A 9,082-nucleotide genomic window follows, 5' to 3' on the forward strand; every position below is an offset into this window, starting at 1 on the left:
TCAATCGATTCGACGTGCAGGCTCTGCGCTTCCCACAACGTCCGGAAGCGGCTCTCCCGATTGGCGATTAGCGACGCCCAATCGCCCGATTCAACTATCGTTCCGTTCTCGACCACGTAGATCAGATCGGCCGCGCGCACCGTCGCCAGGCGATGCGCTATCAGCACTACCGTCAGTTCGCCGCGCCGCCGCGCGATCGCGTTCAGCACGGTCCGCTCGTTCTCGGAATCGAGATTGTTGGTCGCCTCGTCGAGGATCAGCAGCGCCGGATCGCGCAGAAACGCGCGCGCCAACGCGAGGCGCTGACGCTCGCCGTGAGAAAGCATCACGCCGCGATCGCCGATGATCGTGTCGAGTCCCCGCGCGAGTCCCGCGACCATGCTCGCGGCAGCCGCGTCCTCGAGCGCCTTCCACAGTTCAACTTCGCGCGCGCCGGCGCTGGCCCACGCCAGATTCTCGCGGATGCTGGCATGGAAGAGAAAAGTATCCGACGCGACGTAACCGACCTGATCGCTCCATCCGCGGAGATCGCTCTGGCCGATCGGCCGGCCGTCGAGCAGCACTGAGCCCGAATCCGGCGCGATCAATCCCGTCAGGATATCCGCGATCGTGCTTTTGCCGGCGCCCGACGGACCGACTAGCGCGACGATCCTGCCCGCCGGAATCGCGATGCTCACCTCGCGCAAGACGTTCGGCCCGCTCTCCGCGTAGCGGAATGATACGTTCGTGGTGGCAAGCTGATGCTCAAGTTTGAGTCGATGGTGCGGACGCGATCCAGCCTCCGCTGACGACGCGCAGCGCCGCTCGATTCCGATCACGTTCGCGAACGACGGAACCGAATTCACGAAGGCCCGGTAGTTGTGCTGCGCGGACATTATTCGCGGCATCAATCGCGCAAACAGCACCAGCAGGATCAGGATCGCCGCGGGCGGGGTCTGGAGCATCCGAATCGATCCAAACAGCACGATCGCCAGGATTACGACCGACCCCAGCTCGAACGCGGTTGCCGCGCCGGCCTGTTCGCGCGCGCTTTCGACGTTGGCCCGCGCCACCTCCGCGCTCAGCGTCGAGAAGATCTCACAGTTGCGCGCTTCGAGGCCGTAGGTTTTGGTCGCTTTCAGGTTTTGCAGATGCTCGATCGCGGCGCCGTAGAGCCGCTGCGTCATCGACGAGATTTCTTCCCCCCGCTCGTGCACGGCTTGCGCGCGGCGGCGGAGTACGATCGCCAGGATCACGCCGCATCCGAGCACCACCATCGTCATGCCCGCCGACAGCGCGAACGCGACCGCCACGTACAGCACGCCGATCACCAGGTCGCCCGCCAGCATCAGCATCGCGTACGCGCCGTAGCCGATTCGATCGATCTCGGCAGTCAGCGCGTGCGTCAAATCCGAGCCGCGCGCGCGGCAGATCGTAAGCCAGCTAGCATTCGCGATCGCGCGGTAGAGCCGGGTCCGCAGGTGATGCTCGAGTTCCTGGTCCACCTCGTAGATCTCGACGCTCTGCCGCTTGCCGAAGAGCGCGCGCACGCCGACCAGCACCACGAAGATGCTGAGCAGCAGCGCCAGCGACGGCTCAAGTCCGAGCGCCCGCAATCCACTGGAAACGATTCGGGCATAGCGGCCCGCCACGCCCTGATGCGCCAAATCGAGGCCCGCTATTTCCAGCGTCGGCAAGAGAAGCGCCAGGCCGACGCCTTCGGTCAGCGAAAACGCGACCATCATCGCGACCGCGCGCGCCACCCGCCAGCGCGAGACCGCGATGATCGTCGCCGCAAAATTCCTTGTGTCCGAGCGCATCAGGCCGCCGTAAATGGCGTCAGGCGAGATTATGAGATCGTGCGCCGCCGCGCCATGCGAGCGTTCGTTCTTGAGCGCCCGCCGACGCTTTGGTACCGTCGTGTGGCCTGCCGGAGCGGTGGTTCAACACGATGCCGACCGATTTCACCATAGTCGTCTCGAAGTATCAGGTCTCGCGCGATCTTGCCGAAGAGGCGGTCATCCTCAACACCCGGAGCGGCATCTACTATGGACTCGATTCGGTCGGCGCGCGGGTGTGGAACCTGATGCGCCAGCCGCGCAAGTTCTCCGAAATCTGCCAGTTCATCACCGCTGAGTACGACGTCGCGCCGGCGTCCTGCGCCCGCGACCTCCGCGAATTGCTGGACAATCTGCACGCTTACGGATTGATCGAGATTGACCCGTGAATCGCGCCGCGAGCCCCGCGTGAAGCCGGATTGGACCGCGGATTCCGCGCCCTCGGCGCTTCCCGTATCGCTGGACGATCGCGCTTGGCCGTCGGCGACCGGAGCTTTCTATCACTATGCGATTTACGGCATCACGCTTCGAAGCCAGATTCAGTTTTCCTTCGAGCAAGCATCCCCGCTGCGGAAGCCTGATATCGATCTCCGCGTCGCGCCGCCGGGTTTTTTTCGCAAGGCGACCGCAGGCGCTATCCTGAAGCAGACGCCGTCAGGATGGTACCGCTATGCCGAGATGCCCGATCGTCGCTCCTACCTGCTCTGGGAGGGCCTGTTCGAATTTCTGATCGAGGCCGACGGCCGCCGCGTATGGTGCGGATGGCTCGGTTCCACGTCGCTCGAGTCGCTGCAAGTTTACCTGCTTGGCCATGCTCTTTCGTTTGCATTGGTGAAACAGGGCTTCGAGCCACTTCACGCGACCGCGGTGGTGATCGAGGGCGAGGCGGTTGCCTTCCTCGGCGATAGCGGATTCGGCAAGTCCACGCTGGCGGCGGCGTTTCTCGACGCCGGTCATCGCCTGCTGACCGACGATCTGCTTTTGTCGCGTCCGACGGCGGCTGGCTACGATGCATTCCCCGGTCCGCCGCGGGTCAAGCTGTTCCCCAAAGTCGCGCGGCGCTTCCTGCACAGCGCGGCGTCGGCGGTCCCGATGAATGAAGAAACCGAGAAGCTGGTATTGCCGGTCGGCGCAGACCGCCATCATCGAGCGGCTGCGCCGCTCAGGACGATCTATGTACTCGCCGCGCCGCGCGAGGTCTTTCGCAAGCAAAGCATCCGGCTGACGCGGCTCTCGCAGCGCGAGGCGTTCGTCGAGTTGATTCGCAACACCTTCAATTACCTGATCACCGATTCCGCGCGCCTCCAGCGCCAATATGCCGAGTCGCTCGCGCTCGTCTCGCGGGTGCCGGTGAAGCGGATTTCCTACCCGAGGGTGCTCGCGACGCTGCCCGAGGTGCGCGACACCATCGTCGCCGACCTTGCTTCCGAATCCCCATCGGCGACCGTGGATTGTTGAGCTAGACGGCGTACTTCGCGGAAAGATCGGCGACGCGCGCGAGTGCGCTTTGCCAATCGCCGAATCGGCGCGGGAAGGCGGAGGCGAGTTCGCGCGCGATTTCGCCCAGGGTTTGCGATTGGCCCATCCGCTCGAGGATGAACTTGTCCACCCTCGCGTCGTCGCTCAGTTGTGCGACGAAGGATTGCCCGCGCTTGCGCAATTGCGCCGGTGAGACGATCGCTCCGGCAAGGCTGGATTGCCGATACTCCGCCTTCGCCGAACCATCGCCCGCGATGATCGTCGTGTCCCAGCGCCAGACGTAATCCTCGCGGACGACGTCCGCAGACAGTTTCAGCTCGACAATGTCGCCGGCTTGCAGCGAGACCGCCTCCGCAAACGGGAAAAATTGCTGCCCATAGATGTGGCGCTCCGACGCCGGCGAATTAGAAAACCCAAAACCTTCGCCGCTCTCGCTATCGAACCAGACCGCCACGCCGTGGACGGTACCAGGGTTCGTGACCGTCCAGCGGAGACGGCCCGACGCGTTCGGCGTATCGATCGTGCCGTAATCCAGCTTGATCCAGCGCTGCGGCTCGGCAACATAGCTGGATGTCGTGAGGCGGACCTTGCCGTAGGTGTTCAGCACGTACTTGCTGATCGGGCTCAAATCCACGCCGTAGGGATTATCCAGCCAAGGCGCGATAGATTCCTCATACGATTTCGGCGCGTTGACGAGCGCGGCCCAGATCGTGTCGGAAGCCGGAATCATCCTGCCGCCGGGCGCCAGCAAGCGCTCGCGGGCATCGATCAGCGCGCCGACGCTGCCCTGGAAAAGCGGCGAAATTCCGCGGATGTCGCCCACGATCACGTCCACCTTCTCAGGTAGATCGATTTTCGTCGAGACGCCCTGGATGAACTCGATTCGATCGGCAAAGCCGTTGATCCGGGCGACCTCTCGCGCCACCTCGATCACGTCTGACGGCTCGACTGCGTACACTTTGCGCGCGCCGAATTTGCACGCGAGCAGCGCGAACATGCCGGTGCCGGTGCCGATATCCAGCACTGCCGAGGACGGCCGTATGATCGCCTCCAGCGCCTTCGCGTAAGAGTCGGTGCGCCCGCGATCCGAGATCATGCTGCCGTATCCCGGCAGGCTATACATGCCGAACTTCCATTTGCTCGATCCTTTGCGCTGCGATTTCCGGTTAATCTTGCCCGTCAGGGCAACGATGCTGCAACCGCCGCCGGCTCATCCTTGAGCGCGATTGCCGCCTTTGGTAGCGTCGTGCATCGCATCGATCATCTCCCAGCGTGCTCGACTTGACCCCGCTGCCGAGGCGCTCCGGAGAGCCGACCAAATGAACAAACTTCGCCGCTTCGTCTCGATGCCGCTCGCGGACCAGTTCCTGCTGCTCGAGGCCTTCTGTTCCGTCGCCGCGAATCGAGTGCGGCTCTCGATTTCCCCGGCGCGAGCAATCCGCGAACGGCGATCGTCGCCGCGCGTCCGCCCCCGGCTCGCGACCTATCAGCTTGATCGAATCGCCGGAGCGGTGCGAATCGCGGGGCGCTACGTCCCCGCCGCGACCTGCCTCACCCAGGCGCTCGCGCTGCAGGCCCTGCTGACTCGCCACGGACATGCTTCGTCGCTGCATATCGGCGTGGATAAAGGTCCCGGCCGTCCCTTCGGCGCCCATGCGTGGGTTCGATGCGGCGACCGCGTCATGATCGGCGGCGACGATAGCGAGCGTTATGCGCCTTTGCTGATTCGGGAAGAGAGGCCCTAGCGCATGCCGAATTTCCCTGAACGCCTGATGATCGCGCCCGACGTCCTGATTCGCGAGATCGGCGGCGAGTCGGTAATCCTCGATCTCAAGTCGCAGCGCTACCTCGGTCTCGACGAAGTCGGCACCCGGATGTGGCACGCGCTGCTCGAGTCGGACTCGGTGCAGGCCGCTTATGACGCGCTGCTGGCCGAGTACGAGGTCGAGCCGAATCAGCTCGAACAGGATATCCGCGAGTTCGTCGATCGATTGCTCGAAAATAATCTCGTCTCGATCGCGGGCGCCGTCAAATGAGCGGTATCGTCGGGGTTGTTCACCAGGGTGGCGAGCCGGTCGATAGGCATCTGGTCGAAAGACTGACCGAGAGTCTCGATTTTCGCGGTCCCGACGCCCGCAATGTCTGGATCGGCGGCAATGCCGGCTTCGGTCACACTCTGCTCCGAACGACCCGCGAATCCGAGCGCGAGCATCAGCCGCTGACGCTCGATGGCGCGGTCTTTATCGTCGCCGACGCCCGCATCGATGCGCGCGCCGAGCTAATCGCGGATCTCCGCGCCCGCGGACAGGACGCCGCCTCCGATGCGCCCGACGTCGAACTTATCTTGCGCGCGTATCAGGCCTGGGGCGAGGATTGCGCCGAGCATCTGCTCGGCGATTTCGCCTTTGCGATCTGGGACGCGCCGCGCCGCCGCCTTTTCTGCGCGCGCGATCACCTCGGGATCAAGCCGTTCTTCTATTTTCTGTCGAGCCGGATTTTTCTATTCGGCAACACGCTGGATTGCCTGCGGATGCATCCGGCGGTGTCGAACCGGCTGAACGATCTCGCGATCGCGGACTTTCTGCTGTTCGAGATGAACCAGGATCCCGCGACCAGCACCTTCGCCGATATTCAGCGCCTGCCGCCGGCGCACGCCGCGTCCGTATCGATCGACGGCCTCCGGATGCGCCGCTACTGGACGATGCCGATCGACGAGCCGCTCTATTACCCGAGGAACTCCGACTACGTCGAGCGCTTCAGCGAGTTGCTGACCGACGCGGTCCGCGACCGCATCCGCACGCCGTGGGTCGGCGTGTTCATGTCGGGCGGGATCGATTCGCCGACGCTGGCCGCGACCGCGTGCCGGCTCTTCGGCGGCGAGGCATCGCGCAGCGTCGCGTCCTTCACCAGCGTGTACGACCGCCTGATCCCCGACGACGAGCGCTATTATGCCGGCCTGGTCGCGGCGCGGCTCGGCATCCCGATCCACTTCCGCGCGCTGGACGACCTGATGATCGACCCCGGCTGGCAAAGCGCGGCGCTGAGCACGCCCGAGCCGGTCGCATATCCGCTCGCACGCGCCGAGGAGCTTAAGTACTTCCGCGATCTGTCAGGGCATGGCCGGGTGTTCTTCTATGGCGAAGGGCCAGACAACGCGCTCAACTACGAATGGCGCGCGTATCTTACATACCTTGCGCGGCGGGGCCGATGGCCGCGGCTGGTGCGCGATGTGCTCGCGCACATGATCGCGCATCGCCGGGTCCCGCTGGTCTCGACGCTACTTCGCACCGCGGGCCGGCGCGCGCACGTGCCGTTCTCGAATCCGCAATTCCCAATGTGGATGGATGAGGACTTCGTCTCGCGGCTCGATCTGCGCGCGCGATGGGCGGCGGTCCAGCGCCCGACCACATCGGACCATCCGGTCCGTCCCGTCGGTTACGGCTCCTTCTGCACGCCGATATGGCAGGGGCTGCTCGATTGCTTCGATCCCGGCTTCACCGGGGCGCCGCTCGAAATCCGGCATCCTTACCTCGACCTGAGGCTGCTCCGCTTTATGCTCGCGGTGCCGGCGATCCCGTGGTGCCGCAAGAAGTATCTGCTGCGCTCCGCGATGCGCGGGGTATTGCCGCCCGAGGTGCTGGCGCGGGCGAAGAGTCCGCTCGCCGGCGACCCGCTGTCCGCGTCGGCGCGCCGGGTGCGCATCCCGCCGCTGGTCCCGACTCCGGAACTCCTTCAGTATGTAAGACCGCAGAAAGTAAGCGCGACGATGCCCGACGATGCCGAAGGATTCTGGCTGAACCTGCGTCCGATCGTTCTGGATCATTGGTTGCGTCATCGCGGCGCCTGCTTCAAGATGACTCTTGCAGAGTTAAGTGATGGATTCTCGCGAGAAGCCACCTGAACCGGAGCCCGCCGGCAAGAAGCCCTACGCCAAGCCCAAGCTGGAGATCTATGGCAACGTGGCGTACCTCACGCAGACCGCAGCTCCCGGCGGCAATCCGGACGCCATCCCGCACCCCAACAAAATCCACACGCGACCGTGATGGGTTGTGACGGAGTCTGACTGATTCTGCGACCGTTGTTCTGAATCATTTGGTTGCGCAATCGCGACGCATACGCCAAGATGTCGCGGGGAGCAAAAGTTAATGGAGTGTCGCGACAAACCCGCTGAAATCGCTGGCGGCGCGAAGAAGCGATACAGCAAGCCCAAGCTAGAAATTTATGGCGACGTGGCGGACATCACGCAGCATGTTGGGGTGAATGGGGCCGCCGATTCTCCGCCTACTCCCGGCAAGAACAAGACAAAAGCATAACACACTGACGAGATTCGTTTGGCAATGTGATACCGAGCGGTGCCAAAAGCTGAGTTCTTCCGCCATTTCGGCCTGTTTGTCCTGAAAGAGTTTCTGGATCGCGCCTGTTGCGAAAACTTGATCGCAGAAATTCGCTCCCGTCCGCTCGACAAAGCACTGCTGACGCGCGGCCTCGACGAGAATGTGCGCCGCACGAAGGAGACCGCTCTTTTCGACTCCCAAGGTCCGTCGATTAGATCAAAGCTTCGAGAATTGAAGCCAAGCATCGAGCGGCATTTCAGTCTGGCCCTACAAGACTGCGAGTATCCGCCATTTCTCAGCTATGGCGTCGGCGATTTTTTCGTGCCGCATCTCGATAGCAGCACCTCGCCCGATGCGGCCGAGTATCTTCGGCAGCGCAGGATCTCAATCGTCGTTTTTTTGAATAACAGACGTAGCGATGCGCCCGACAACGATTTCGACGGCGGCGACCTGGTGCTCTACGGTCTGATGAAGGAGCCGGAATGGTTGAACTGCGGATTGCCGGTGACGCCGGAAACCGGCTTGCTGATCGGCTTTCCCTCGGACACGCCGCATGAAGTGCGGCCGGTAACATCGGGGCGGCGCTTCTCAATCGCGTCCTGGTATTACTCGCCGTCCGACACGGCCAGCTAGACGATCACATAAGTTCGCTGCCGAATGATCTGGACTCGGCGTCCGGCGGAATTTCCGGATCGTTCGCGGCGGACCGATCAAGCGCGACCGCGCAGCACCATCGCCCCATATTTGAGCGCGAGCCGGGCCGGCCGGTACGCATAGTAGAGGAAAAACAGCGCCGGCGGCAGCGGCAGGCTCGACGCGTCCGCCTCGGTCGGCAGCAGCGAAAATCCGAGCGCGCATCGGAGCTTCGCCGCGATACCGCTGGCCAACCTGAACTGCAGGCGAAACGCCGCGAGCGTTTCATCGCCATCGGGCACCTCGATCAGCACGTTTTCCTCGAGCCGCCGCGCAAACTGCTGATCGCGCATCGTTGCCTGCACAAATTCCGCAACGTTGGCCGGATATTCGACGCCAATCAGCCGATTGACCATCTGGAGTCCAAGCGCGAGTACCCGCTCACCGCCGGCCTGGCGGCTGCTGCGAATGAGTTGATCCCAGTCCAAATCCGCCCTCAGATGGATCAACCTGCCAAGGTCGGCGCTAAGCCGCAGATCCTTCCATCCGTGCCTGGCGCCATGCGCGCATAGGTAGAGCAGCAGATCGATATCCGATAGCGCGAGTATCTCGTGATCCTCGAAACGCGCAATTCGCAGCCGATTCCACACCGTGTCGAAGTACGATGCGCAGGGAAAAAGGCTCGGCAGCATCTGCCAATGCAAATCCACATTGACGCGGGGCGTATCGCGCACCATCGCGAGCTGCGAATTCCAATGATAGGCCGCGGTCTCCTCTCCGGGCGGCATCCGCGAGTCGAGGCGATATCCGTTGGCCAGC

General features: G+C 63.4%; 11 protein-coding genes. 8 read left to right on the forward strand and 3 right to left on the reverse strand.

From position 1 onward, the window contains the following. On the reverse strand, positions 1 to 1,799 hold a 1,799-nt coding region (locus Q7S58_RS08685; protein ID WP_304823579.1), incomplete at its 3' end, for an ABC transporter ATP-binding protein. 131 nt (positions 1,800 to 1,930) lie between these two features. On the opposite strand from Q7S58_RS08685, the gene Q7S58_RS08690 reads away from it, so the two are divergent. Together Q7S58_RS08690 and Q7S58_RS08695 are read left to right on the forward strand one after the other, a co-directional pair. Next, positions 1,931 to 2,206 (forward strand): PqqD family protein, encoded by a 276-nt coding sequence (locus tag Q7S58_RS08690; RefSeq protein ID WP_304823582.1) that lies wholly within the window; start codon positions 1,931 to 1,933, stop codon positions 2,204 to 2,206. A gap of 19 nt (positions 2,207 to 2,225) precedes the next feature. Beyond that, positions 2,226 to 3,275 carry a hypothetical protein gene (locus Q7S58_RS08695; protein ID WP_304823584.1) on the forward strand — a complete coding sequence of 350 codons (1,050 nt, stop codon included), beginning with the start codon at positions 2,226 to 2,228 and terminating at the stop codon, positions 3,273 to 3,275. Position 3,276: 1 nt separating this feature from the next. Here the strand turns inward: Q7S58_RS08695 and Q7S58_RS08700 are convergent, their stop codons facing one another. After that, entirely contained in the window at positions 3,277 to 4,419 is a 1,143-nt protein-coding gene (locus Q7S58_RS08700; RefSeq protein ID WP_304823587.1) for a 50S ribosomal protein L11 methyltransferase, read from the reverse strand. Positions 4,420 to 4,615: 196 nt separating this feature from the next. On the opposite strand from Q7S58_RS08700, the gene Q7S58_RS08705 reads away from it, so the two are divergent. The 6 genes from Q7S58_RS08705 to Q7S58_RS08730 all read left to right on the forward strand — a co-directional run bounded on the left by Q7S58_RS08705 (position 4,616) and on the right by Q7S58_RS08730 (position 8,263). Continuing rightward, complete coding sequence (locus Q7S58_RS08705; RefSeq protein ID WP_304823590.1) at positions 4,616 to 5,041, forward strand: lasso peptide biosynthesis B2 protein; 426 nt, start codon at positions 4,616 to 4,618, stop codon at positions 5,039 to 5,041. Between the two features lie 3 nt (positions 5,042 to 5,044). Next, on the forward strand, positions 5,045 to 5,332 hold the full coding sequence (locus tag Q7S58_RS08710; RefSeq protein WP_304823593.1) for a PqqD family protein: 288 nt from the start codon (positions 5,045 to 5,047) through the stop codon (positions 5,330 to 5,332). Beyond that, the gene (locus Q7S58_RS08715) at positions 5,329 to 7,197 is read left to right on the forward strand and encodes an asparagine synthase-related protein (protein WP_304823596.1); all 1,869 of its coding nucleotides are present in this window, start codon (positions 5,329 to 5,331) and stop codon (positions 7,195 to 7,197) included. Before Q7S58_RS08710 ends, Q7S58_RS08715 begins: the two co-directional genes overlap by 4 nt. After that, positions 7,172 to 7,339 carry a hypothetical protein gene (locus tag Q7S58_RS08720; protein ID WP_304823599.1) on the forward strand — a complete coding sequence of 56 codons (168 nt, stop codon included), beginning with the start codon at positions 7,172 to 7,174 and terminating at the stop codon, positions 7,337 to 7,339. Before Q7S58_RS08715 ends, Q7S58_RS08720 begins: the two co-directional genes overlap by 26 nt. Before the next feature lie 102 nt (positions 7,340 to 7,441). After that, entirely contained in the window at positions 7,442 to 7,609 is a 168-nt protein-coding gene (locus Q7S58_RS08725) for a lasso peptide (protein WP_304823602.1), read from the forward strand. A 39-nt stretch (positions 7,610 to 7,648) separates the two neighbouring features. Further along, positions 7,649 to 8,263, forward strand: a complete 615-nt coding sequence (locus tag Q7S58_RS08730) for a 2OG-Fe(II) oxygenase (RefSeq protein WP_304823605.1) — start codon at positions 7,649 to 7,651, stop codon at positions 8,261 to 8,263. A 77-nt stretch (positions 8,264 to 8,340) separates the two neighbouring features. On the opposite strand, the gene Q7S58_RS08735 is transcribed toward Q7S58_RS08730, so the two are convergent. Next, positions 8,341 to 9,082: nucleotidyltransferase family protein (locus Q7S58_RS08735; RefSeq protein WP_304823608.1), on the reverse strand; the 742-nt coding region annotated here is incomplete at its 5' end.

This window comes from Candidatus Binatus sp. (assembly GCF_030646925.1).
Classification (GTDB): Bacteria; Desulfobacterota; Binatia; order Binatales; family Binataceae; genus Binatus.

Coding starts and splice junctions, on each gene's coding strand:
- Q7S58_RS08690 (WP_304823582.1), top strand. CDS start 1,931: ATGCCGACCGATTTCACCATAGTCGTCTCGAAGTATCAGGTCTCGCGC.
- Q7S58_RS08700 (WP_304823587.1), bottom strand. CDS start 4,419: ATGTATAGCCTGCCGGGATACGGCAGCATGATCTCGGATCGCGGGCGC.
- Q7S58_RS08705 (WP_304823590.1), top strand. CDS start 4,616: ATGAACAAACTTCGCCGCTTCGTCTCGATGCCGCTCGCGGACCAGTTC.
- Q7S58_RS08710 (WP_304823593.1), top strand. CDS start 5,045: ATGCCGAATTTCCCTGAACGCCTGATGATCGCGCCCGACGTCCTGATT.
- Q7S58_RS08715 (WP_304823596.1), top strand. CDS start 5,329: ATGAGCGGTATCGTCGGGGTTGTTCACCAGGGTGGCGAGCCGGTCGAT.
- Q7S58_RS08720 (WP_304823599.1), top strand. CDS start 7,172: ATGGATTCTCGCGAGAAGCCACCTGAACCGGAGCCCGCCGGCAAGAAG.
- Q7S58_RS08725 (WP_304823602.1), top strand. CDS start 7,442: ATGGAGTGTCGCGACAAACCCGCTGAAATCGCTGGCGGCGCGAAGAAG.